Annotated in this window: 29 protein-coding genes; 5 read left to right on the forward strand and 24 right to left on the reverse strand. The window is 33.8% G+C overall.

Annotated elements, in window-relative coordinates:
• Positions 1–148: 148 nt before the first annotated feature.
• The 4 genes from ACP5SL_RS01350 to ACP5SL_RS01365 all read right to left on the reverse strand — a co-directional run bounded on the left by ACP5SL_RS01350 (position 149) and on the right by ACP5SL_RS01365 (position 2831).
• Entirely contained in the window at positions 149–793 is a 645-nt protein-coding gene (locus ACP5SL_RS01350) for a 30S ribosomal protein S3ae (protein WP_014557572.1), read from the reverse strand.
• Between the two features lie 24 nt (positions 794–817).
• On the reverse strand, positions 818–1090 hold the full coding sequence (locus tag ACP5SL_RS01355; RefSeq protein WP_158308291.1) for a KEOPS complex subunit Pcc1: 273 nt from the start codon (positions 1088–1090) through the stop codon (positions 818–820).
• 5 nt (positions 1091–1095) lie between these two features.
• The gene (locus ACP5SL_RS01360; RefSeq protein ID WP_428228076.1) at positions 1096–2277 is read right to left on the reverse strand and encodes a hypothetical protein; all 1182 of its coding nucleotides are present in this window, start codon (positions 2275–2277) and stop codon (positions 1096–1098) included.
• A 221-nt stretch (positions 2278–2498) separates the two neighbouring features.
• Positions 2499–2831: a zf-TFIIB domain-containing protein gene (locus ACP5SL_RS01365; RefSeq protein WP_322741382.1), complete on the reverse strand. Its 333-nt coding sequence runs from the start codon at positions 2829–2831 to the stop codon at positions 2499–2501.
• A gap of 582 nt (positions 2832–3413) precedes the next feature.
• Between ACP5SL_RS01365 and glmU the strand changes: the two genes are divergently transcribed.
• The 3 genes from glmU to ACP5SL_RS01380 are packed head-to-tail and all read left to right on the forward strand — an operon-like array spanning position 3414 to position 7337.
• The gene (gene glmU / locus ACP5SL_RS01370) at positions 3414–4697 is read left to right on the forward strand and encodes a bifunctional sugar-1-phosphate nucleotidylyltransferase/acetyltransferase (RefSeq protein ID WP_014557577.1); all 1284 of its coding nucleotides are present in this window, start codon (positions 3414–3416) and stop codon (positions 4695–4697) included.
• 19 nt (positions 4698–4716) lie between these two features.
• Entirely contained in the window at positions 4717–6108 is a 1392-nt protein-coding gene (locus ACP5SL_RS01375; protein WP_193803544.1) for a B12-binding domain-containing radical SAM protein, read from the forward strand.
• 5 nt (positions 6109–6113) lie between these two features.
• Positions 6114–7337: a redox-regulated ATPase YchF gene (locus tag ACP5SL_RS01380; RefSeq protein ID WP_014557579.1), complete on the forward strand. Its 1224-nt coding sequence runs from the start codon at positions 6114–6116 to the stop codon at positions 7335–7337.
• Positions 7338–7477: 140 nt separating this feature from the next.
• Here the strand turns inward: ACP5SL_RS01380 and ACP5SL_RS01385 are convergent, their stop codons facing one another.
• The 6 genes from ACP5SL_RS01385 to ACP5SL_RS01410 all read right to left on the reverse strand — a co-directional run bounded on the left by ACP5SL_RS01385 (position 7478) and on the right by ACP5SL_RS01410 (position 11160).
• On the reverse strand, positions 7478–8002 hold the full coding sequence (locus tag ACP5SL_RS01385; protein ID WP_193803546.1) for a GTP-dependent dephospho-CoA kinase family protein: 525 nt from the start codon (positions 8000–8002) through the stop codon (positions 7478–7480).
• 18 nt (positions 8003–8020) lie between these two features.
• On the reverse strand, positions 8021–8230 hold the full coding sequence (gene spt4 / locus ACP5SL_RS01390; RefSeq protein ID WP_014557581.1) for a transcription elongation factor subunit Spt4: 210 nt from the start codon (positions 8228–8230) through the stop codon (positions 8021–8023).
• Positions 8231–8233: 3 nt separating this feature from the next.
• The gene (locus ACP5SL_RS01395) at positions 8234–8761 is read right to left on the reverse strand and encodes a DNA-directed RNA polymerase (protein WP_148683535.1); all 528 of its coding nucleotides are present in this window, start codon (positions 8759–8761) and stop codon (positions 8234–8236) included.
• Positions 8762–8842: 81 nt separating this feature from the next.
• A complete protein-coding gene (locus ACP5SL_RS01400; RefSeq protein WP_428228077.1) occupies positions 8843–9271 on the reverse strand; it encodes a PIN domain-containing protein in 429 nt (142 codons plus the stop codon).
• The gene (locus tag ACP5SL_RS01405; protein WP_014557584.1) at positions 9250–10500 is read right to left on the reverse strand and encodes a translation initiation factor IF-2 subunit gamma; all 1251 of its coding nucleotides are present in this window, start codon (positions 10498–10500) and stop codon (positions 9250–9252) included. Before ACP5SL_RS01405 ends, ACP5SL_RS01400 begins: the two co-directional genes overlap by 22 nt.
• A 24-nt stretch (positions 10501–10524) precedes the next feature.
• The gene (locus tag ACP5SL_RS01410; protein WP_158308292.1) at positions 10525–11160 is read right to left on the reverse strand and encodes a 30S ribosomal protein S6e; all 636 of its coding nucleotides are present in this window, start codon (positions 11158–11160) and stop codon (positions 10525–10527) included.
• Between the two features lie 288 nt (positions 11161–11448).
• On the opposite strand from ACP5SL_RS01410, the gene infB reads away from it, so the two are divergent.
• Positions 11449–13269, forward strand: coding sequence for a translation initiation factor IF-2 (gene infB, locus ACP5SL_RS01415; protein ID WP_193803743.1), 1821 nt, complete (start codon positions 11449–11451; stop codon positions 13267–13269).
• A 340-nt stretch (positions 13270–13609) separates the two neighbouring features.
• Here infB and ndk read toward each other — a convergent pair whose 3' ends face one another.
• Together ndk and ACP5SL_RS01425 are read right to left on the reverse strand one after the other, a co-directional pair.
• Positions 13610–14035, reverse strand: a complete 426-nt coding sequence (gene ndk / locus ACP5SL_RS01420; protein WP_014557587.1) for a nucleoside-diphosphate kinase — start codon at positions 14033–14035, stop codon at positions 13610–13612.
• 5 nt (positions 14036–14040) lie between these two features.
• On the reverse strand, positions 14041–14220 hold the full coding sequence (locus tag ACP5SL_RS01425) for a 50S ribosomal protein L24e (protein WP_014557588.1): 180 nt from the start codon (positions 14218–14220) through the stop codon (positions 14041–14043).
• Positions 14221–14342: 122 nt separating this feature from the next.
• On the opposite strand from ACP5SL_RS01425, the gene ACP5SL_RS01430 reads away from it, so the two are divergent.
• Positions 14343–14582, forward strand: a complete 240-nt coding sequence (locus tag ACP5SL_RS01430) for a 30S ribosomal protein S28e (protein ID WP_014557589.1) — start codon at positions 14343–14345, stop codon at positions 14580–14582.
• Positions 14583–14600: 18 nt separating this feature from the next.
• Here the strand turns inward: ACP5SL_RS01430 and rpl7ae are convergent, their stop codons facing one another.
• The 12 genes from rpl7ae to ACP5SL_RS01490 form a co-directional block, all read right to left on the reverse strand.
• Positions 14601–14981, reverse strand: a complete 381-nt coding sequence (gene rpl7ae / locus ACP5SL_RS01435) for a 50S ribosomal protein L7Ae (RefSeq protein WP_014557590.1) — start codon at positions 14979–14981, stop codon at positions 14601–14603.
• A gap of 218 nt (positions 14982–15199) precedes the next feature.
• Positions 15200–16942, reverse strand: coding sequence for a glutamate--tRNA ligase (locus tag ACP5SL_RS01440; RefSeq protein ID WP_014557591.1), 1743 nt, complete (start codon positions 16940–16942; stop codon positions 15200–15202).
• A gap of 156 nt (positions 16943–17098) precedes the next feature.
• Positions 17099–17536 carry a DUF2118 domain-containing protein gene (locus ACP5SL_RS01445; RefSeq protein ID WP_014557592.1) on the reverse strand — a complete coding sequence of 146 codons (438 nt, stop codon included), beginning with the start codon at positions 17534–17536 and terminating at the stop codon, positions 17099–17101.
• Positions 17537–18538, reverse strand: a complete 1002-nt coding sequence (locus tag ACP5SL_RS01450; protein WP_014557593.1) for a polyprenyl synthetase family protein — start codon at positions 18536–18538, stop codon at positions 17537–17539.
• 29 nt (positions 18539–18567) lie between these two features.
• Positions 18568–19671, reverse strand: a complete 1104-nt coding sequence (gene fni / locus ACP5SL_RS01455) for a type 2 isopentenyl-diphosphate Delta-isomerase (RefSeq protein ID WP_193803550.1) — start codon at positions 19669–19671, stop codon at positions 18568–18570.
• Positions 19672–19727: 56 nt separating this feature from the next.
• Positions 19728–20522 (reverse strand): isopentenyl phosphate kinase, encoded by a 795-nt coding sequence (locus tag ACP5SL_RS01460; RefSeq protein WP_014557595.1) that lies wholly within the window; start codon positions 20520–20522, stop codon positions 19728–19730.
• Positions 20523–20527: 5 nt separating this feature from the next.
• A complete protein-coding gene (locus tag ACP5SL_RS01465) occupies positions 20528–21298 on the reverse strand; it encodes a hypothetical protein (RefSeq protein ID WP_272984938.1) in 771 nt (256 codons plus the stop codon).
• Positions 21299–21332: 34 nt separating this feature from the next.
• On the reverse strand, positions 21333–22196 hold the full coding sequence (gene amrB / locus ACP5SL_RS01470) for an AmmeMemoRadiSam system protein B (protein WP_014557597.1): 864 nt from the start codon (positions 22194–22196) through the stop codon (positions 21333–21335).
• Positions 22193–22825 carry a 30S ribosomal protein S2 gene (gene rpsB / locus ACP5SL_RS01475; protein ID WP_148683824.1) on the reverse strand — a complete coding sequence of 211 codons (633 nt, stop codon included), beginning with the start codon at positions 22823–22825 and terminating at the stop codon, positions 22193–22195. Before rpsB ends, amrB begins: the two co-directional genes overlap by 4 nt.
• Before the next feature lie 26 nt (positions 22826–22851).
• Positions 22852–23052, reverse strand: coding sequence for a DNA-directed RNA polymerase subunit N (locus tag ACP5SL_RS01480; RefSeq protein ID WP_014557599.1), 201 nt, complete (start codon positions 23050–23052; stop codon positions 22852–22854).
• 7 nt (positions 23053–23059) lie between these two features.
• Positions 23060–23485: a 30S ribosomal protein S9 gene (locus ACP5SL_RS01485; protein ID WP_193803747.1), complete on the reverse strand. Its 426-nt coding sequence runs from the start codon at positions 23483–23485 to the stop codon at positions 23060–23062.
• On the reverse strand, positions 23458–23910 hold the full coding sequence (locus tag ACP5SL_RS01490; RefSeq protein WP_148683540.1) for a 50S ribosomal protein L13: 453 nt from the start codon (positions 23908–23910) through the stop codon (positions 23458–23460). Before ACP5SL_RS01490 ends, ACP5SL_RS01485 begins: the two co-directional genes overlap by 28 nt.
• Between the last annotated feature and the right edge of the window lie 8 nt (positions 23911–23918).

A 23918-nucleotide genomic window follows, 5' to 3' on the forward strand; every position in this document is an offset into this window, starting at 1 on the left:
CATTTTCTCGATACAATGTGAGGTTTCCTGAGCGTCCATCTTTATAAACTTTTATACATGAAGATTTTAACATTAATAAAAAAATCTCAAATTCACATTTATACTATTTAAAAAACTATTAAATAAATTTCAAATTGACAATATTATCTTATTGATTTGCTTTAATGCTACTTGTTATAGTAGCTTTTTCTGGGCCGTGTGGTCCTGGTATAAATAATAACTTTGATTTATATATTTCCACTTTTCTTATTGGGTAGATCTTTTTTGCCTCTGAAAATATTTCCGTTGATAAATCATTTCCGACTAATAGCTGAATAACTTCATCAAAGCTCTTCTCCTTTATCCTTTCAGTAATTATCTTTTCCATAATTTTTCTAATAGCTCTTTTTTGGCTAGTATTTGCTTTATAGGATGTGAATGTTATAGCTATAATCCTCAGCTTATAGCCATCCTTTGTCTCTACGTTAAATATTCCCTGCACTTTGCTACTCTTTCTTCTGGTCAGAACCTTAATATAATCCCTTGCCAATTCGTGACCTTTAAATCTGGTATGTGCATTATGACCTTCAACCTTAATTATTTGGAAATTTAGCTTTATGTGAACCTGAGTATAATCACCAGTTATGTCATAGAGAGTTGCTTCTACTGTTCTTCCAATTAATTGCTCAGGAGTTAGAGCTGGTATGCTACCTATAGAGACTTCTCCAAATACCGATGGTGCAATAACCTCATACCATTTTTTCATTTTCCAGGTTTCTTTTAATTCTCTCCTTTTCCCTTTTACAGACGACATTTTCTTCCCCCATATAGGTAATCTTTATAACTTTTCTTTTGCTCCTTTTATTGAATTAATTACAGTTTCGATTGAATTTATATAATCTTCAATCGTATTTCTTACAGTTAATATGTTAATTCCTTTATAAACAATCTGAATTAATATAGAAGTTTTGAGATTATAAGTTTTAACTTGAAGTTCGGGAGAACTTGTTAAATCATCCGGTACTAAAGAATTAATTATGCTTTTACACAAATTCTCATTTGTTAAAGATATCTGAATATCTGCTTTGATATTGAACAAATTTTCATTCAATTTTTTCACCGTATTATTTCTATATAGGGAAAAGTTAACTTGTTTGATGATTTTAAAATTTTATTTCTTGTCTCATTGTCTAAATTTGAAAGTTCAAATATAGAAGTATAAAGCTTTCCATCTCTCTCACATACCACTATTTTTTTGCTATCTACAAGTCTGCGGTTTCTAAAAAAGTCCCCAATAAATGAAACCGGCATAACTTCATTACATTTGATTTTCAAAAAATTTCCTTCGAAGGTCATATCCTCTTTTTTAAGAAATTTTTTAAATACATCTGCAATTATTTTAATGTAAAAATTTCTATGGACCATAAGTCCATGCAGAGGTAACATTCCAGCGTAAAATAAATATAATGAGGCTGGAGATACTTCTAAAGCTATATCTATACTTTCTGCGATTTCTTTCAGGTCAAAATCTATGTTATTAAGTGTAGCAGATATTGAAACTCTTATCAGATCCTTACCACCGGCATTTGGATCAATTTTTTTGTATTCGTTTAAGAGAAGTTCAGCTATTCTTTTTACTTTTTCTGAACTTTGTTGAGTATAGTTTAAGTACGGATCAATTCCCTCTTTTTCTAAAATTTGCTTTATAAACCCAGGGTCTGCCACAGAAAAAGAAGGATAAAAAGGATCAATGGTAAAAAACAAAGAATCAATGAGACTTTTTTCGCTTCCTCCAATTAAGTTTAAAGATTTCTTTAAGATTTTTAATTGAGTAAAAGAAAGATATGATGATATTAAGTGCTCTGTTTCAAAGGGCGTTTTGAGCTCCTGATATATACTCGAATATACTGCAACTTTTTTATCTTGATCTATAAGCATACTTCCTTCTAGGATTTGAAGAATGGAATAAACAGGATTAAATTGAATAACATCAATAGAGGGTTTTAATTGAATGCTTTTAATTTTCGGAATTACAATTACTTTTTCATTGCTACTATTTTGCATTCCATTATAACCTATTAAAATATTTAGCCCTTCTTCAGAGAGTTCCTTGTCATATGTAATTTTTAAAAAGCATTTCTTCCTTGTTAAGGATAAACTGGATGCTAGAAAAATCCCTGCATGAGTGCTCATCTTGTCTGGGTATGCGCTTATAAATATTGGTAGGTCTTTTGAGATATATTCGCTTAATTTTTTTGCGTCATCCGCATAAGCTTCAGATATTGAAGGATTGCTCAAAATCCCACTCATCATTTTTTTGTTTTTATCAGATATTTTTACCTATATAAATAAAAAAGCTTATTCACAAGTTATCGATTATTTTACAACGGAAAATTTACTAACTTATGAACAAAAGCTTAAAAAAATTATAAACTTCTATACAATACATTCAAACGTAGTACTTGTAATTATAAATAAGAGAATTCTGATCATTTTCCAAAATAAGCTATAAATGGTTTTTATTGCTCTCCTTCATCACTGCCTTCGCTTTCTTCCTGCATGAGTTCTAAAGCTATTTCATAGTAGTCTTCAACTCTTTGCTGCTGCTCTTCGTCGCTAACTCCAAATTTAGAAGGTTCTGAAACTAAAGATGTAGTTTTTGGCTTGTCCTTTTCTTTGACTTTTTCTTTGATGACATAGCTTTCCTTTTTCTTCGCTTTCATCTCATATCCACATTTTGTGCATCTTAGTACCGTTTCTCCATCTTTTTTCACTGGTACCATGATGCCTCCACATTTTGGGCAAAACTGCATTTTTCCATTACCTCGATTATTTTTACTTTTAAAAAGCATTTTTACTATTTAAGCCATATAGAAATATTTAAAGATAACGCTATTACGCTTGAAACTACATTGTAACAAATTTTTAAACTTTTATCTTTTTTGATAAAATAATTTTTCATTGTGTTGCATTTTTACGATAGCACTGATGGAAACTTTATGCAAGGCTTTAGATAAAGAAAGAATTCATTCTAAAACAGAGAAGAACTTCCGAATTCTACTTCACCACAAAGAGCAATGCTCTTTAGACGGAATAATAGTTCTCATTTATGTGTGAATATATTGTCTACTTACGAAAAGTTGAGAATGAACAGAATTCTGTATTGAGTTTTTTAAGTTTTTTCAAGCTCTTATATTTAACTCATATGATACAGAAGTAAAATTTTAGATCTTTTTTGTTATATATTGAAAATTTCTGCAAAACAACTTTGAAGAAAATTTAGCCTTCAATCATGCTATAAATGATTGGCCTTTTAACTGTTGTAAATTCGCTTTCTTATCATATTGAAAAGTGGATTTATTAAAAGAGATATTTTCATAAATTTATAAAAATAAATTCATATATTTTAGAACAATTTGCAGGGTGTTATTTTATTGAGTAAAAATATTACTGCAGTTATACTGGCTGCGGGAAAAGGAGAAAGAATGTGGCCTTTAACTTATGATACGCCGAAGCCGTTATTACCAATTTTGTGCAAACCATTACTTAATATTCATCTAAACGCATTAGAGGAAGCTGATTTATTAAACTCAGCAATCGTCTTAACTTATAAGAATAAGGAAAAAATTTTTGAATATTTAAATGGTTACAACAACCTAACGGGGAAAAAAATTAAATTAATGGAGCAAAGCTTACCGCTTGGGACAGGCCATGCAATTAAAGAGATTCTAGAAGGAGCAGAAGATCTCGGAGATGAAATTTTAGTTGTATATGGAGATATATTTGTTCCAAGTAAAGAAATGTCTAGAATTCTTAAAAACATATTGGAGTTTGATGGAAACATTATTGCTGTAAAAGAAGTGAATAACCTTTCGAAATATGGGCTAGTCAAAGTAGACGAACATGGAAATCTTTTAGAAATACAGGAAAAAAGAAAAGATATACCTCCTGATGTTAATGGTTATGTAAATGCTGGAATTATGAAGCTTAGAATTGGAGATTTGAAAAAATATATAGATAAGACTGAAATTTCGCCAAGAGGAGAAATTGAACTGACATCGGTATTAAATTTGATTGCAAAAAATAATTCTGTAAAAATTTATCCGATCGAATCCTCATGGATGGATGTCGGCACCCCATGGGATTTGCTTAAGGCTAATATAATTGAATTAGATCATTATTGCTCGGAACTTGGAAAGAATCCTGAGGACTGTTTGATATATGATAAAAGTACAGTTGAAATCATTGAGCCGGTTTCGCTAGAAGGACCGATATATATATCCGGAAAGGCTGAAATAGGTCCCTGTTCTCATTTAAGAGAACATACAATTTTATGCGGGGAAAATAAGATAGGCTTTTCTGTCCAAATAAAGTCCTCAATTATAATGAGAGGTGCAAAAATACCTCATTTAAACTATGTCGGAGATTCTGTAATTGGCGAATATGTAAATTTAGGGGCAGGCACTGTAACTGCAAATCTTAGGCACGATGGAAAAAACGTTAAATCGCTTGTAAAGGGAGAATATATCGACACTGGAATGAGAAAACTTGGCGCTATTGTTGGAAACTATACAAAAACGGGGATAAATACTTCTATATTGCCTGGGATAAAAATTGGTGCGAATACCTGGATCAATGCTGGATGTATAATTGATAGAGATGTACCAGACGATGCTATAGTATATTGTTCTCAAGAAAAGAAAATTAAGAAAAAATAAGAAAAAATGGGTAAACATCTTGGATAAGGGGAAAATTTTTCAAAACGAAGTAAACAACATTATAAAAAAGAGATTTGACTATCACATAGCATTGCTTTACCCTTCTACTTACAGATCTAGCCTATCTAGCTTAGGATATCAGTTAATTTATTTTTACTTAAACAGCTTTGAGGAAATTTTTGCTGAAAGAGTAATTACAGAATCAAGAGGGGATTATATCAGCATTGAAACGGGTACGCCACTAAGTAAGTTCGATATCATATTTGCAAGTGCTCACTATGAGTTAGAATATCCTGAAATTATAAGGACGCTATTGAGATCAAGAATATCTCCTTTGAAAGAAGAGAGAAATAGGCCGATTTTAATTATAGGCGGTCCTTCTCCTACGGCAAACCCTTTTCCGATGGGAAAAGTTGCCGATTTTATCTTTAGGGGTGAATTTGAAAGTACCGGCAAAAAATTTTTCGACTCAATTCAATATATTGATAATCCGAAGAAATTTAAAGAAATGCTTTCTTCTATCGAAGGCTTTTGGAGCTTGGAAAATAGAACAGAAAAAATCTCAATAGTTAAAGATTTGGATTCTTCTTTTTTTCCAATTATTCAAATACAAAATCCTCATACCGAACCTATTTTGGGAAAGGGGTTAATGGTAGAAACTTCTAGAGGTTGCAATAGAGGTTGCTTTTTCTGTATGGAATCGGCCATATCGCTTTTTAGAAGAGAGAGAAGTGAAAATAAAATTATCGAATTAATAGAACGAGGGCTAGAAGTTAATAACTTAAATAGAGTAATTTTCTTTTCTCTTAGTTTTTTTGATAGCGCTCTTGGAGAAAAAATCTTGAAGTATGTTGTAGATAGAGGCATAGAAGCAAGCATTCCAAGCGTCAGGATTGATTCTCTTGATGATAATAAAATTGAGCTGATAAAAAAAGCTGGACAAAAAACTCTTACTGTCGCACCGGAGACTGGTATATATGAGCTGAGAAAAAGCATTGGAAAACCTATTAAAGATGAAATGATACTACAAATTGCTGAAAAACTTAAGGCTCTTGATATGGGAATAAAATTATATTATATGATAGGGCTACCGGGAGAGAGGCAAAGCGATTTGGATGCTATCATTGCACAAGTGGAATATTTTTGGAAGACTCTAAGAAACAAGAAAAAAATTAAAGTTTCTGTAAATCCGTTTATTCCGAAGCCATTAACTAAAATGGAAAATGAAAAAATGGAAGAAGCAAACGAGCTACAAAGAAAAATTGATTACCTAAATGCAAAACTCTCGAAGATTTCTGAATTTGAATACTATCCTCCTAAATTAGCACGTCTTCAGTATACTATAAATAGCTTGGGAGAAAATGCACATGTTTTTTTAATTGAACATGCATTAAAGAAAATTAGGGACTGAGAAGGTTGGTAAATTACTTACCACCATTAATAGGTGTAATTGGAAAAACTAATGTAGGAAAATCGACGTTTTTTTCTGCCGCTACAATGACAACAGTTGAGATTAGTAACAGACCTTTTACCACAATAAAACCGAATCATGGAATAGGGTATGTTAAAATAACTTGCCCTCATCTTGATTTTGGTCTTGAAGCTTGTAATCCAAGAACAGGTTATTGTCAAAATGGTAATAGGTTCGTTCCTATCGAACTGCTCGATGTTGCTGGTCTAATACCTGGTGCACATATGGGAAGAGGCTTAGGAAATAAATTTATGGATGACCTCAGAAAAGCAGATGCATTTATTTTAGTTATCGATGCATCTGGGTCTACAAATGAAGAGGGGAACCCAGTACCGCCCGGTACCTACGATCCTATAGAAGAAGTTAAGCAAATAATAAATGAAGTTGATTTATGGTTGGCTAAAATAGTAAGCTCTGATTGGCAGAAGTTTTCTGTAAGTGTTGAAACAAGCAGAAAGAATTTTGTAGATGCATTATACGATAAAATTTCTGGACTATCTATAAAAAGATCTCATGTGATTGAGGTACTTGAAAGGATTGATTTGACAAATAAAAGACCGAGCAATTGGAAAGAAGAAGATTTTTATATTTTTGCAAAAGAATTAAGAAAGACGGCTAAGCCTCATATAATCGCTGCAAATAAGGCAGATCTTCCTACCGCATATGAAAATATTGAAAGACTGAAAAAAGAATTTCCCGAGGTTCCAGTTGTTCCAGTTTCATCTGAATCTGAACTAGCTTTAAGAAAAGCTGCAAAGATGAATCTGATCGATTATATTCCAGGAGATAGTATATTTTTTATAAAAGAAAATGTCAAGTTAACTCCACAGCAGGAAGTTGCTCTAAAATATATAGAAGAAAAAGTCCTTAAAAGGTATGGTTCTACAGGTGTTCAAAAAGTAATTAATTCTATAATTTACGATGTATTGAAAAAAGTTGTAGTTTTTCCTGTTGAAGACATTAATAAGCTTACAGATAAAAACGGCAATATATTGCCAGATGCGCTAATAGTAGATCATGAAGCTTCTCCTAAGGTAGTAGCGGGTTTAATACATACTGAACTAGAAAAAGGATTTCAGTATGCTATTGATGCAAGGACAAAGCAAAAGATGGGAGAAGGTAGCAGAGTTTATGATAGGCTTGTCTTTAAAATTGTCTCAACAATCTGAGTGTTCTCTTTCTGAAGGATGAAGGTTTGTTTGGTGCTCATCATTTTTATTAGTTATACAGCTTACACCTTTCACCTTCTAGGAGAGAGAAGGTCAAAATATACCTCATTGAAGAAATTTTCCCTTAATATCCGATAAAATTAAATCGAAAATTCTATATAAAAATCTTGCAGTATATTGCTTATTTCTCTTTTTGTCTTTTCGTTAACATCAAAGACAACAGCGCCCATTCCTGGTTGCCCATAAATTACTCTTCCACTGGAATTCATTGGTATTAATAAAGGGACATATAATGATAGAAGATCTTCCTCTCCTCTAACAATTACTAAAGATGAAATGCCTTGGATGTAGTTAATTAAAACTTCAGAAAGTTCTTCATCTATTGTTTCTTTACTGATAGTTCCTTGTTTGTTATATATTTCGATTATATCCGTATAGTAACTTTTTATCTTTGAAATATCATATCTTTCTCTTTTTGTCTGCATATCTACAAAAGAAAGCACAGGAGATTTTTCTGCAATTTCTATATACTTTTCCGTTACATAATCTCCTATTGTTATATACCTGAATTTATTATGTGTAGTTTTTATAAGGTTTTCAAAAGAGGAACCAGAATAAATTGGACCAAATGGTTCCGAAAGAACTTTCTTGAGTTTATCATTCATTTTTAGAACTATTTATCATCACCTAATCTTTATTGCATACTTTCCAGGCTTCGTAATTCCTAAGATTTGAGCTATTTTACTATTATTAACATCTAGGACAATTACAAGTCCTTCCCAATCATTAGTAAATTCTTTAGACCCGCAGACAGGACATACTTCGACATTTGGTTCTACAAGAGCCTTGCACTTTATACATGCCTTATAAGGAGATTTCAACCTTTTAGACATTGCTTATCCCTCTACAGTTTTACCAAGGTAGGGCTGTCTCATAGTTAATTGGACCCTTATTTCTTTTTTTTCAGTAGAAAAACTTAATGCGATAATCCTTGCTCTAACAATATCTCCTCTTTCAATGATTCTATTACTGTTTTTCAGAATAAATGCTTCCCTGCTGCTATCATATTCAACGTATTCGTCAGAAATTTGCGATTTATGCACAAATCCATCTATTGGACCGATCCTAATGAATAATCCATAATCTTTAACGTCTGTTACAAAGCCCTCTACTACTTCATGCATTAAAGGCTTCATAGAAATTATTGACGCTTCTACATTATGATAAGATGCTCCATCTCCATGCACAATTTTTCCAAATGGATCTACCTTTGCCTTTTCGACACCAATAATAATTCCAAGCTCATCGTCATAGTATCCCGAGTAATATTGATTCAGTATTTCTGATGCGACTTTGTCCAAATCTTCATTCATCCTTTCCGGCGGAATCCTTAGTATATCCTTTACCCTAGAACGTAAAAACATATACTCATTACCTCATTGCTACAAATATTGAAAAGTTGTTTTATATTATTGATATAAAGCTTTTATAAGTATTATGTTAAATTATAGCCAGAATTCGAAATCTGTTTCAAGGGAGTTTTCACTTTCTCTGTAGTAAATACTTTTTATCCCGATCTGTCTCAATTTTCTCCTCAATTCTCTGTCATTTGTAGCAACAATTACAATGCCCTTTTCGGTTAAGTTCAAAGCAATTTCTAAAATGTCTTTATCAGCAGAAAAATAATTAGACTTTTGAAGTTCACATTTTTCCTTAATCAAGCCAATTCGTTTTTTTATTTCATTATCATTTTTTCTGTTTTTCCTCTCCAATTTTTCTAATTCATTTAAAACGCTTTCTAAGCAAATGAATTCCGGTTTATAATTAATCAAAGAAGAGATCTCTTCGAAAACATCAAACTTTCTTAGATGCATAAACAAGAAATTTGTGTCAAGCACTACATATATGTTTTTTATAACTTCAAGATTCCCCATCCTGCCAATCTCCACTTCCCATTAATCTCTCTGCTGAACACAGCCCTGCTACCGCTTATGCCAACAATGGGCTTTGAAAGCGAAATTTCTATTACATTGCTTGATACTCTCTCAACTACTCCTTTAGTTAGAGCAGTCCCTATCGTAATCATTAGTCTTTCTTTTGCCTGAATAGGTCTTGCTGTGATGAATTCTTTTGCACCTACAACTCTTTCGAGCAAATGATATTCCATTTCAATATGGTCTATTATAGGAAGTTTATTATTAGGAATTGTAAGAACGTTTCCAATAAGTTGATCTCTTTTAGTAATAGATGGATCTAGCTTTGTCCCTACAGCGAGCAATCCGCCTGGAAGGGCTTTTTCAACCTCAATTTCACCGAACCTTAAACTAGTAACTTCAGTATATATAGCCTGATATTCTTCTCTTCCGCCCGATTTTTTAACTTTCATGCCTGGCAGAATTACTATTTCATCGCCGATTTTAAGCTCTCCTTGCGAAAGTGTGCCTCCAACCACACCACCAGCAAGTTTTTCAGGAGGTGTACCAGGCTTATTTACATCAAAGCTTCTAACAATGTGCATTAAAGGAGGCTTAGTCAAATCTCTTTCCGGAGTAGGTATGTACTTTTGTATTGCAGCCATAAGAACATCAATATTAGCCCCTTTTAGAGCGCTAATAGGTATAATAGGAGCATTTTCTGCCCATGTGCCTTCTATGAGACGTTTAATTTCATTGTAACTTTCTCTAGCTCTTTCCCTGCTTACTACGTCAACTTTGTTCTGAACTATAATGAGATTTTTTATTCCGATTATTTCAAGAGCCTTAAAATGCTCAAAAGTTTGCGGTTGAGGACACTTTTCATTGGCTGCTATCACTAAAAGTGCTCCATCCATTATAGCAGCACCAGAAAGCATGGTAGTCATAAGTATTTCATGTCCTGGCGCGTCAACATAAGATATTCTTCTTAAAAGCTCAGGCTCCGATCCTGAGGGACATTCCTTGCATTCTGGTAAGGGCTGGTACTCTTCTGGAAATGGGCAGTTAGAACACCTATATATACCCCCATCTGCATATCCAAGCTTTATTGTCATTCCTCTCTTTAACTCTTCACTATGTTTTGAAGTCCAGATACCAGTGAGAGAATAAACTAAAGTAGTTTTTCCATGGTCTACATGACCTGCAGTCCCAATATTTACTTCAGGTTGTTCCTTTTTTTCATAAGCCAAAATACATCACTTTAACGATATAATTTATTGCACTAAAATAGTATTTATTTGAACAAAGCTTTCATCTATTGTATTTCCTCTGACCATTTTTCTTCTTTTTTCACCATTTCTTTCAGGATGATAACCAGGAGGCCCTGAAAGTAGCAACTTTTTCTTAACTGCACCAGGAAGATCCTTTCTCATGGGAAAACCGCTGTTATCCGAGCCCCCTTTCACTACTAGTTTACCTTTTAGATCTATAATTACAGCGTCTATTTCGTCACCTATCTTCATTCCTACAAATCTTCTGCTCGTTGAATCATCTAGAGTTAGCTGAAATGCTTTTGACTTCATAGCTATAGCTTCCGCCTGAAGTTCTCCGATTTTTTCTCCTAAAAGGTCTGAAGATATCTTTACTGTATTTTCATCTAAACCGTCTTCAATAGTAGTCTTAAAGTGCATTTTAATTACTTTTCCGCCTTCCTGCGAGAACTTTAACATGAGAACGGCATCATTTACGTTAAGCTTATCAGCCAATGCGCGTGAAACAATAGCAATAGGAAGTTTTCTTCCTTCTTTTTGCTCCTTGCTCAGCTGAATTTTTTCATCTCCAACTACTTTCACTTTGATTGATTGATTATTGTGCTTTGGAACTGATACTACTAATTTAAATTCGGGCATTACTTCATTTACCTCCGCATCCAGCTCTTTTTTCATTGCCGGATTTGCAGATTATTTAAATGCGTTTAAATTTATTATTATTAAAAGGATAATTAAATTTTAATTATACCTTTTTTGAAAGCATAATAATTAAATTCTCTATTTCAACAAAAGAAATTGAGTTTCTTTTACTCTATTGCAAATGTTTATAAGCTTTTTGCTCAGAGATAATTTTGAATTAGACATTTATCCAATCAACAATATAAGATAATGACTCATCTTTAAAAACAAATAACAATTACATTTTTGGTGATTAAATTGAGCGGTACTTCTAGAATCGAAGAGCAAAAACTGAGGCAACCTATTGTCGTTGTAATGGGTCACGTAGATCATGGAAAAACAACGTTACTTGATAAAATTAGAGGGACAAGTGTCGCTAAAAGAGAGCCTGGAGAGATAACGCAACATGTTGGTGCAAGCGTAGTTCCCTCGAGAGTTATAGAGCAATTAGCTGAACCTCTTAAAAAAATAATACCTGTTAAGCTAAAAATTCCAGGGCTGTTGTTTATAGATACACCTGGACATGAGCTTTTCATGAATATGAGAAGAATAGGCGGAGCGATCTCAGATTTTTCTATATTGGTCGTTGACATAATAGAAGGTTTCAAAGAGCAAACTGTAGAATCATTGCAACTTCTAAGGGCGAGAAAGGTTCCATTTTTGGTCGCTGCAAATAAAATTGATAAAATTCCGGGTTGGAAGCCTTATCCAAATGAAGCTTTTATAAATTCATATGCTAAGCAGTCACAAAGAACTAAGGAACTTTTGGATGAGAGGATATATTATCTAATGGGAGAGCTTGGTAGATACGGATTTAACAGTGATAGGTTTGATAGAATAAAAGATTTTACACGAACCGTGAGCATCGTTCCCGTCTCCGCAAAAACAGGTGAGGGAATACCAGAATTGCTTGCAATGCTTGCAGGGTTGTCTCAGCAGTACTTGAAGGATAGGCTGATATTTACTTCAGGAAATGCCAAAGGAGTAGTGCTTGAAGTTAAGGAGATGCCAGGACTGGGGAATACTATTGATGTAATAATATATGATGGAATTTTAAGAAAAGGAGATACAATAGTTCTTGGAAGCGCCGAAGGACCGATCGTTACAAAGGTTAGAAATCTCCTTATGCCTAAGCCATTGCAAGAAATCAGATCGCCAGAAGACAAGTTTTTGAGTGTAGATGAAGTTGTAGCAGCTGTTGGGGTAAAAATTGTTGCTCCGGACTTAGACAATGCAGTCGCGGGAACTCAGCTATATGTTGCAAATACACCTGAAGAAATAGAAGATGCTAAAAATAAAATACTAGAAGAGCTAAGTAAGATAAAGATAAAAACAGATAAAAGCGGGGTAGTAGCTAAAGCTGATACTTTGGGGACTTTAGATGCACTTGTTGAAGCTTTGAAAAGAAATAACATTCCAGTTAGAATAGCTGATATAGGAAACATAACAAAAAGGGATGTTGTTGAGGCATCAATTTCCAAGCAAGATGATGAAACTTTAGGCGTAATTTTGGGGTTTAATGTTAAAGTAATGCCTGATGCTAAAGAAGAAGCCGAAAAGTTAAATGTGAAAATAATGCTAAACAATATAATTTATAAGCTTCTTGAAGACTATTTCAATTGGAAAGAGGAAGTAAAGAGATTAGAAAAAATAAAAGAAATGGAAAACTTAGTTTGGCCTGCAAAATTTAGAATAATCCCAGGATTTGTTTTCAGAAGGAGCGATCCTGTTATTGTTGGAATCGAAGTTTTGGGAGGTATACTCAAACCTGGGAGCCCATTAATGGACGAGGCAGGTAGAAAGCTTGGTATACTTCAGCAAATTCAAGACAAAGGACAAAGTCTTAAAGAAGCAAAGCCAGGCATGCAAGTCGCAATTTCAGTCAAAGGCAACATAATGGTTGGAAGGCAAATAAACGAAGGCGATATTATTTATACAGACGTTCCCGATCTGCATGCGAGGACATTTTTAACTAAATTCAAAGGCGATATAAGTGATGATGTTAAAATGGTATTAGATGAGATAATTAAAATAAAAAGAAAAAGCGATCCATTATATGCTTTTGTATGATTTTGTTCTATGAATTCCATAACAAATAATATTTAGCATTCAAAATTCTAATATCATGTTTTCTAGCAGTTATAGTTCCCCGCATTTGTTCAAGCTTAAATTTTTTGCTTACGAGGCAAAAAGAATAAACAGAAATCACTCTTGAGCTTTCTATGAGATTTACTGCTTTAGGTTCTAGGATAACTTTTATGCAAAAATTAGAAGTCATTAAAGGAAACTTCATTACTTGGCAAAGCTTATTGCTAAGCTTTTACAAGAATAAATCCTTAAAAATATTTAAACAAAAAGGCGTGACTTTAAATTTCGTAAAATCAGGATTAATAACTATTAGTAATATAACTCAGTATTTCAGAAGTTCTGATTCAAGAAAGAATATTTTATGCTCTCTTTCATAGCTTTCTTTTGAATCAGATGCATGAATGACATTCTCTTGAATGTCGAGTGCAAAATCTCCCCTAATAGTCCCAGGCAATGCCTTTCTTCCGTCTGTAGATCCTATTAAAGTTCTTACAACTTCAACTGCTGAATCGCCTTCAAGCACCATTACCACTACAGGTCCTCTGGTTGCAAAATTAACTAAATCGTTGTAAAATGGCTTATCCTTATGAGGAATATATAATTCTTTTGCCTGCTCTTTGGTCATTTTTATAAGCTTCATGGCAACTATTTTTAAGTTCTTTCTTTCGAACCTCGATATTATTTCTCCGATAAGTTTCCTTTCTACAGCATCTGGCTTTATCATAACAAATGTTCTTTCAATTGCCATGTAAATCACCTTTTTGCTACTTTTGTCCACTTTAGTTTTGTTGCTTTTCTATTAAGCACTAGCATATTTTTATAGCATTTTCTGCTGCAAAACCACATAACACTTCCATCAACTTTTATGTACATCAGACCAGTTCCTGGTAATATTTCATTACCGCAAAAAGCACACTTAACAAGCCTTGCCATTTTTGATCGACCTTCTTTCTGTTTGTTTATACAACAAGACTTTTAACTTTTTATGTTTAATAAGCTTTATTATTGTCAAATTTTAAATTATTTTTAACAATCAAAGGTAGAGGGAAAATAAAATGAGCTTAAAGGAAGAAAGATCTGCGATAATTGAAGAGTTTGGTTATCCTGCAGAGGTTATTCAGATAATAGGAAGAACAGGTGTTACTGGAGAAATCATTCAAGTCAGAGTTAGAGTTCTTGAAGGAAGAGATAAAGGAAGGGTTCTTACGAGAAACGTAAAGGGTCCTGTGAGAATAGGTGATATTCTGATACTCAGAGAGACAGAAAGAGAAGCTAGAAGGTTGTCAAGTAGGTAAAAAAACAAAGAAAAATTTTTATGCAGACTTACTTCTTAGTTCAGAGATTTTGCTGATTAAAGAGTTTAACCCTTCTTTAGCATCTCCAGGATCGATTATAGCTACCGCTGCAGCCTGGACATCTATTCCTACAGATTCTCCTAATTTCTTTTTGCTAGGTACATACGTATATGGTATTTTTTTCTCATCACATAAAAGCGGCAGGTGAGCTACCACTTCTGGAGGATCCACGTCTTCAGCAATAACGACAAGTTTTGCTACTCCTCTTTCTACTGCTTTGGTTGTTTCGTTTGTACCTTTCTTGATTTTACCAGACTGTTTTACCTTTTCTAAAAGTTTATAGGTTTCATCTGCAATTTCTGGAGGTACATTAAATGTTACATAAAATTGTTTTGACATGGTCTTTCATTCTCCTTCTCATATATTTTCGAAGGGATCTTTCATCCCTTTAGTTTCTTTTATGATAAACAGGTTTTAAGCTTTTCTATTTATTCGCGATTTTCTGCTCTAATATTTTATGCTTGAAACTTCTATTGTAGTCATTTTATAAATGATGAAATATACATAGAATTGTGCAAGCTTTTTTGTTATGTTATTTTTAAAAGTCAAACAATATATTATTCATGAGAAAATACTAACTCGACTGATGGAGATACCCTTTTAACCCTTGCAAATCCTACTCTGATTAGCTGTATAGTTTTTCCACTAAGACTTTCTAAGATTTCAACTTTCTCAATATCACCATACTTAACTTTAAGCTCTTCTTTTGATGGAATAAGGAGAGAAGCTATTGTCGAGTTCTTTTTCTTGACCCATTGTATAATACTGAGTTTTTCTTTTCTAGCAATATCAACGCTCTTAGATTTGAACACAAGTCTTTCGCCTGAAATTTCAAAATTCGCCAACTCCATTAGCCTTAATGACTTCGTTCCACTATTGTTAATGCTCTCATAATCATCTCTTGAAATACTAATTATATCTCCATTGCAAACCTCATATTCTCTGGATCCTAAAGACTTATTATCTGGGTGGTATGATATGGTCGTCCTTAAACATCCTTCTTTTAGGTTATCGATTTTCAAGTATACTGGTTCTATAACGAACATGATCCTATAAGCTATAGGATCAATTATCTTTCTGTTTTCAGAAGCTAGATTTACATAGCTAATACTCGCATCAGAACTTTTAGCACCGACAGTTAGTATAAGATTTCTAATGGCTTCAGGTAATATCCCTCTTTCTCTAAGCCCCATTATTGTTCCAAATCTTGGATCGTCCGGTCCGGAATACAAACCTCTGGATTCTTTTAGTATTCTCTTTATCTGTGATTTGCTCATTATAAAATCTTCAAGCTTCAATCTTCCTAAATGTATAGTTTCGGGCTGCTTCCACCCCATATACTGATAGAGATGGCTTTGTTTAATAGTGTTTTGCTTATGTTCCTTACCTCTTATTACGTGCGTGACACCCATTAAGTGATCATCTACGCCGGCAGCGAAATTATAAGTTGGCCAAACTATGTATTTAGAGCCTACTATAGGATGTGGGGTCTTTTCTGTATCTATAATCCTAAAAGCAACCCAATCAATTAAACTTTTATCCGTATATTTTAAGTCTGTTTTTACTCTTAGTACAGCTTCTCCTTCTTTGTAGTAACCTGAAAGCATTTTTTCAAAAAGCTCTAGGTTATCTTCTGGAGATTTATTCCTATTTGGATGAACCTGACCTGCCGATACGATTTCTTCATATTCCTGTTTTGTTGAGTCATCAACGTAAGCCCCTCCTTTCAATATAAGCTCTTTCGCTATTTGATAGTAGATTGGAATTCTCAAACTTTGAATATACTCTTCATCCCATCTGATGCCTAGCCACTTTAGATCTTCCCTAATTAATGAATATGCTTCTATCATTGGAGTTTTTGTTCGAGGATCTGTATCTTCAAATCGCAAAATCATTTTACCTTTATACATCCTGGCATATTCATGACTGAGAATTGCAGGCCTAGCGTTACCCAGATGTATAACGAAATCTGGATTTGGGGCAAATCTTGTGATAATTTTTTCATATAATTCGGCATTGGGAAGAGGAGGAAGAACTTTTTCTTCTTTCTTCTTCTCTTCCGTCAATGAAACTTCTGGAAATTCTTTTTCCAAAATCTTTTTTTGTTCATCAATGCTTTTTGAGTTGATTTCCTCGACTTTTTTCTTTACACTTTCTATAATTTCCTTGATACTGCTTTTCAGCTCTGGTTTTTCCGCAACAATTTTTGATACAACTGCGCCTACTTCAGCCTTACCATTGTGCTTTATGGCATTTATCAGTACATGTTTTTGTATTAGCTTATCTATTTCTTCGTCCATCTCTTTTTTACCTCGTTTTAAATGTTTTTAAAGAAAAGAGAATATTATATTTTTCAAAGAATTTTCAAACATAAAGGAAAGGTTTTGTTCGTGCTTTTGACTAAAAATAAATTTACTCAAAAAATCTAAAGCTTTAAAAAAGCTAAAAATTATGCTCTATTTTAAAATAAATACAATTCTTTCAGGCTTATATGTAGGATCCTGTTCCACCAATATTATCTGTCCTTCAAATGGAATTTTAATCCTTCTTAATATCCCTTTCTTTGATTTGGAAACAGCTATCTCATCCCATTTCTTCACGCTATCTCCAGGTTTTTTTCTAGTGTTTATTTGCGATGCTTCTATTATGAAATATTTTAGTTCTTCGTTTCTTTCAATAAGAAACGAGTTTTTTGGAGTTTTTATTATAAAATTTCCCTTAGAAACGCAAATGTTCCTCTCTCCAAAAGAAATATTATTAAATATAATCTCTTCACATGCGATCCTATCAAGGCTTATGTCCAGCTTACTTTCAATATTTTCATTGCTCTTTAGATAATTTTTTACTGAAGGAATCTTTTTATCGTCTTCTAATCTGTAGCAAATATTTACCATTTATTTTTTTCTCCTCACAACGAGATCTGCAATATCTTTTAACAAGCTAATATATTCTTTATTCGTACTACCTTTTATCTCATCTAAATGGCTTTTTGCTTCCTCAGCTAAGTTTCTCGCCTTGATATTTGCATATTCTAACACTCCGAGTTCTTCAATAATTCTTGCAGCAACAGCATATTCTTCTTTTCCTAATCCCTTTTTCCCTAGTATACTGATTAGTTTGTTTCTTTCTTCTTTATTGGATAAGGCAAGAGCTCTTATTATAAGCAAAGTCTTTTTCCCTTCTCTTATATCACTGTAGACTGGCTTTCCCGTTTCTTCTTCTTTTCCAAATATTCCAAGAATATCATCAACAATCTGAAAGGCAATGCCAATTTTTCTTCCAAATTCTGATATATGCATCAAATCCTTTTCGTCTGCTCCTCCAATTGTTGCCCCAATATATGCAGAGCTTTCAATTAATGCGGCTGTCTTTTTTTCTATCATATTCATATATTCTTCCTCACTTACACTTTCTTTTTTCTCAAAGCTCATATCTAGCGCCTGACCTTCTGCTACCGTAAGCGAAGCCCATGCAAGCTTCTTTGAAGCTTTTATGCATCTATCTTTTATCTCAAAGTCATCACAGGAATGTAAAGGAAGATATAAAGAGTATGAAAATAGAAGATCTCCAGCCAAAATAGCTGTAGGAATCCCCCAGAGCTTATGAACAGTTGGAACGCCTCTTCTATAATCGTCGTTATCCATAATATCATCGTGAATTAAGGTAAAGTTGTGAAGCAATTCGACGCCTGCAGCAAATGGCAAGAGGTATTTTTCACTACCTCCAAATGCATATCCAGAGGCAAAAACTAGTGCAGGTCTCAACCTTTTTCCTCCTGCTTTTAATATGTAAAGAGATGATTCGTAAAAATCTGGAGGCTCTCCGACAAGCTTCTCTTTTATGTAGCTATCTATATTAATTGAAACACTTTTTAGAAAGTCATTCAAGCTAATCATAAGATAACACCTTTTTATTTTTTCATTTTTTACGAAAATTTTTTAATTTTTCTATTTTCTAAAAATTTTATTGGATCTATACCCCTTTGGCTCAGCCAATTTGTAATTTTTTCATCAAAAACTATAGGCACATTTTTTAGCTCTTCGACATCTTTAGCCGAAGTTAATAGCATAGCTATTTTAAGTTCCATTATAATGTTTCGAACGTATCTATCTAAGCATTCTTTAGACCTTGCAGCTTCTTTTAAAGCAGGTAACGCAAAGCCTGCAATATCAGCTCCTATAGCTATTGACTTCGCAACTTCAACTCCATTCCTTATTCCCCCGCTCGCAATTATCTTTATTTCACTCGAAACACTTCTCGTTTCAATTATAGATAATGCCGTTGGTATTCCCCAATTGTAAAATTCATAGATGCCGGGCAGATCCACTTTTTCACCTCTCAGCTTTCGTCTTAAAATTTCTACCTTTATCCAGCTAGTCCCCCCGGCACCAGCTACATCTATATATTTAACACCTGCTTTTACGAGCGCTGATGCAACTTCTTTTGATATTCCATATCCAATTTCTTTTACTATAATGGGAACTGACAGTTCGTTTCTTAATATTTCAATATTTTTTAGTATATTTCTGAAATCTCTATCTCCTTCCAATTGAAAAAGCTCCTGTGCTACATTTAAATGTATAGCTATAGCATCAGCATCAATCATCTTGATAGCTTTTTCGGCAATTTCTACAGGCTTATCGCCGAGTTGTTGCGCTCCTAAGTTTGCTATAACTGGCACGCTAATCGCTTCTTCTCTTACAACCCTGTATGTCCAGGAAACTGAAGGATCTACTAATGCCGCTCGTTGACTCCCCACTTCAATTGCTATCTTATTCTCTTCTGCTACTTTTGCCAAAACTCTATTAATATCACCTGCATATACATGTCCTCCCGTGATGCCGGTAAACATCAATGGAGCAGAAAGCTTTTTCCCTAAGAACTCAACAGTGGTATTAATAGAATCAAAGGAAAGTTCGGGAAGAGCTTGATGTATTAATTGAATATTCTTAAGTAAAGTGTCGCTAGTTTCAATTTTTTTACTTAAGGCTATTATAATGTGATCCAGCTTTCTATTTGCAATACTCATAAATGTTCTCACTCGCTAATGACATTAAAGAAAATTCGTAGTCATGCTTTAAAAATTTATGGAATTATTTTTGTTCCATTGACAGTCTTGCCAGAAATTAGATTATATATATTTCCCTCTATAAGTCCGTTTGATATCCATACTTCTTTTATCGACGAGCTAGTTGAAAGATATTGATATGTTTTTTTCAGCTTTCCTAGCAAGCCGCTTGTCACATCGACTACGTTATTGTATATAGAGGCTTTTTTAATAACACTGTCAATTTCATTCAAACGAATTTCCTTTAAAATAGTCTCTGGATGACCTAATTCTAAAAAGACACCATCTACATCTGTAAAAAATATAATTCTTTCGGCATTGATGTAGCTTCCTATCATTAGAGCCAAATCATCCCCAGAAATTATAGCTGGATCACAAAAGTTATCCCCGTAGACAATATCGCCAAATAGGATAGGAACGCTTCCTTTTTCAATTGCAGTTTTGACGATCTTCAGATCACATGAAAATCTTTCTCCAATATTACATAAGTTCACGCATAAAGAATGTGGAGGGAAAGATACTGCCTTTATTCTATTTGAAACCAATATTGAGGTCATCATATAATTGAGCTCTTGCATAGAAAAAGCTATCGGAGAGATAGTCTCATTTGATATTCTTCCATATATATCTATGGCTCTTTTTGCCTCTACGTGACCGAATGATCCTCCTCCATGTATTACGACCAAATCGATCTTTTCATCAATTGCACGCTTTATCTCTTTTGCAATGCGGATGACAACCTCTTTTCTAAACGAGTATGGTTTTGATTTATCTGTTATCAAGCTTCCTCCAAGCTTTATAACGACTTTCAAACAGATCATTCCTCAGCGTTTTTTATTTCTACCGATAAAAGCTCATTTTTATAAGACGGGACTATGAGGTTCTCCTTTTCCGGCAAAACATCATATATGGCATAATAAAGGGAATTTAACCCTCTTATTGATTGCTCAAATTTTTCCTTATTTTTTTCCACAATTCCATTGACATTAAGGATAAGAAGATAAGAATTAAGCTTGGAATACATATCAAGAAGACCGCTATCGATTTCTTTCTCAACGCTTATGCTTCCTTTTTCCTTTATGCCATTACATCTCACTTTCAAATCTTCCAGAAATATTTCTCCATCGGTATCAGAATATATCAAGGATTTTTCTCTCACTGTAGCTCTAATGAGAGATTGCAGAATTTCTTCTGGAAAAATTCCAACACTGTTCATAACTCCGTTTAAAATTTCTATTTTTTCGTCATTTGAAAATTTTTCTTCATAGTATTCTTCTAGGGAAAGTATGACACCTTTTAATATTAATGCGACAGCGGATGGAAGATTAGAACAATTTCCAATTCCTCTCGCTTCAATATCAACTTTCAATGGTAAAGGAGACCCCTTCTTTATCAAATATGATACATGTTCCATACTCGCTTTTGCGATTCTTTCATCGAGTCCTCTTATTTCTATACTAAATTCGCTTGATTGCTTTATTTTATAGCTAATTTCTAAATAACTATCGGTTAGATAAGCAAGAAATGGTGTGTTCCTTTTCGGTATTAAAACTCCTAAAGTAAGTGGTATTTTTGAGAGAATTTTCATCTCAAGCCAACTCTTTTTAAAAATATGCTGAAATTCAAATAGGGAATTTTGCCGAAAGATATCCCACAACTGCGTCTTTATCTCCAGTCAAGTCACCTGAAGTCGCATATTTAAGAATTTCCGGTTCCCTTCCGTTTTTCATTTTTGATATCGTCATTAATATCATCACTCCTCCAGGTCCACACATCGAAACGTTCTCGGTCTCTAAGTAGTTATAAAACAAATTAATGTCTCTTTTTTTAATCATCTCAAATGCTTTTAGATCTTTCCTCTTTGCGACATCATAAGGCTCATAATGGCTCATATCGCTACTTGCAATGATGGTAAAATCTCTACCTAGATGTTCGGTTGCATCTAATAATTCTTCCGCAATCTTTTCAACAACCTTTGGAGTCTGCCTCATTAATACAATTGGTAGTATTTGAAAATCCTTTTGAAATATGTATTGCAGAAATGGTAGCTGAACTTCGATGCTATGTTCATATAAATGAGCATTGTAATCTGGAACTAAAACTTTTGATTTTGTAATAAGATAATCTCTTAATTCTATATCAACATTGATAAGCCCTAATGGTGTTCTCCACTGTTTCCATGGAGCAAGAGATACTTGTGCACCTAAGCCGGTATGATTTGGTCCGATTATTATAAATGTGTCCGGCTTTTTTTCTAGAGAAATATTATAATATGTATGTGCGGCTACCGGTCCAGAATAAATGTAACCTGCATGAGGAGCTATATATCCAAAATTGTTTTTTGTTATTGAGTTTGAAAAAATTGCTTCTTTCCCAGGGCCAATAGGGTGAAGAAAAGCCCACCTAATCTGTTCTAATAATTTTTCTTTTCTTAATTCATAAAATTCTCCGGCTACGACTGGATCTCTTACAAGATCACCGCTCAAGCTTTTCCACCGACTCTAGCTTCAAAAGCATCTGGAGGTTCTTGCAAATCAGCATTCTGTAACAATAGCCCTTTTTCTCTCAATATCTGCCTTGTCAAAATCCAATATAGCAAAGCTAAGCTTTTTCTTCCTTTATTGTTTGCAGGAATTATAAGATCAATATTATCTATCCTGTTATCTGTATCTGTAAACGAAATTATCGGAATGCCAATTTTTGATGCCTCATTTATTATTTGCTGATCTGCTCTTGGATCAGTAACAACAACTATATCTGGTTCTATATACCATTCAAGGTGAGGATTTGTAAGGATACCTGGTATGACTCTTCCTGCTATATATTTAGAGCCCACGTATTGAGAGAACTTCTTCACAGGATTGTGTCCGTATTGCCTGACACTTACGACCAAAATCTTTTGAGGTTCATATCTTGCGAGCATTTTTGAAGCTATTCTAAGTCTTTCATCAATTTTTCTAACATCGAGAACATAGAGTCCATCAGGTCTAATTCTATATACAAATTCCTTCATGTTTTTATTGCAAACGTAAGTTCCAATGTGAACTCCCGCAGCTAAATATTGTTCAATTGGAACAAGCAATTCAAAAGCCTTCTCATGAATTTCACTAACCATCTTAGATTCTTCATTACTCAAATTTTTCACCTCATAGGTTTGAACTTGATTACCTGTTCAATCAAATCTACATGAGAAATGAGAGTTCTCCTGCAACAATACCTGTCAATTCCTAGATCATCAAGCACTTTCTCAGGGTCCTCGCCTTTGCTCACTCTTTCTTTAAAAGGCTCCCAATATTGCCCTAAAGGCTTTCCGCATGTATAGCATCTTACAGGTATAATCATGGTTATCTCACCTATATGATTTTTGCCATCTCCTTCTTGCACTGTATCTCATGTATTTCTCCGGCTCTGTTCTCCTGGGATCTCCAGCAAGAAGAACTCTATCATATTCTTGGAAAATTGTCTTCAATCTTTCACTTTCAAAGTATTTTACTAATCCTCTAGCAATCGCAGTCCTAGTAGCGTCAGCTTGAGCCATAAATCCTCCTCCATTTACAGAAGCAATGATATCTACCTGTTCTCTATGGTCTTTTCCAAGAAGCTTAAGGACTTCAACTATCTTGTTTCTAAAAAGCTCTACTGGATGTAGTTCTATAGGCATTTCATTTACAAGTACTCTTCCTTTTCCTGGCTTTATTACAACTTTAGCTATTGCACTTTTCCTTTTTCCAACAGATAAGACCACCTTCAAGCGATAACACCTCTCCACCCTAATGCTTCTGATAATTCCCCTACAGATATGTATCTTCCCTTACTAAGATCAGCAACTACATCTTCAAATTTTATCATTTCTTTTCCATGAAATTCTTTTGGAATACCAATATAAACTTTCAAGTTAGATAGGGCTTCTTTTCCTTTAGGCTTTCTAGGAAGCATTCCTCTAACAGCTCTTTTTACAATATTTCTTGGAGATTGCGGCCTTCTTGGACCCTGTTTGTCTGGATTTCTAAGGGTCCTCACGCTCCACAATTTTTTATAACCTTCAATAACCATATTTCTTTCTCCGCTTATCATTGCCTTCTCAGCATTGACAACGACAACTCTTTTCCCAGTAAGAAGCATTTTAGCTATTTTTGAAGCCATCCTTCCGAGTATCAAATTTTCAGCGTTGACTATTACAATTTCTTTTTCGCTCAAAATAATTCACA

It is taken from the genome of Fervidicoccus sp. (assembly GCF_049967375.1).
In the GTDB taxonomy this organism is placed as follows: domain Archaea; phylum Thermoproteota; class Thermoprotei_A; order Sulfolobales; family Fervidicoccaceae; genus Fervidicoccus; species Fervidicoccus fontis.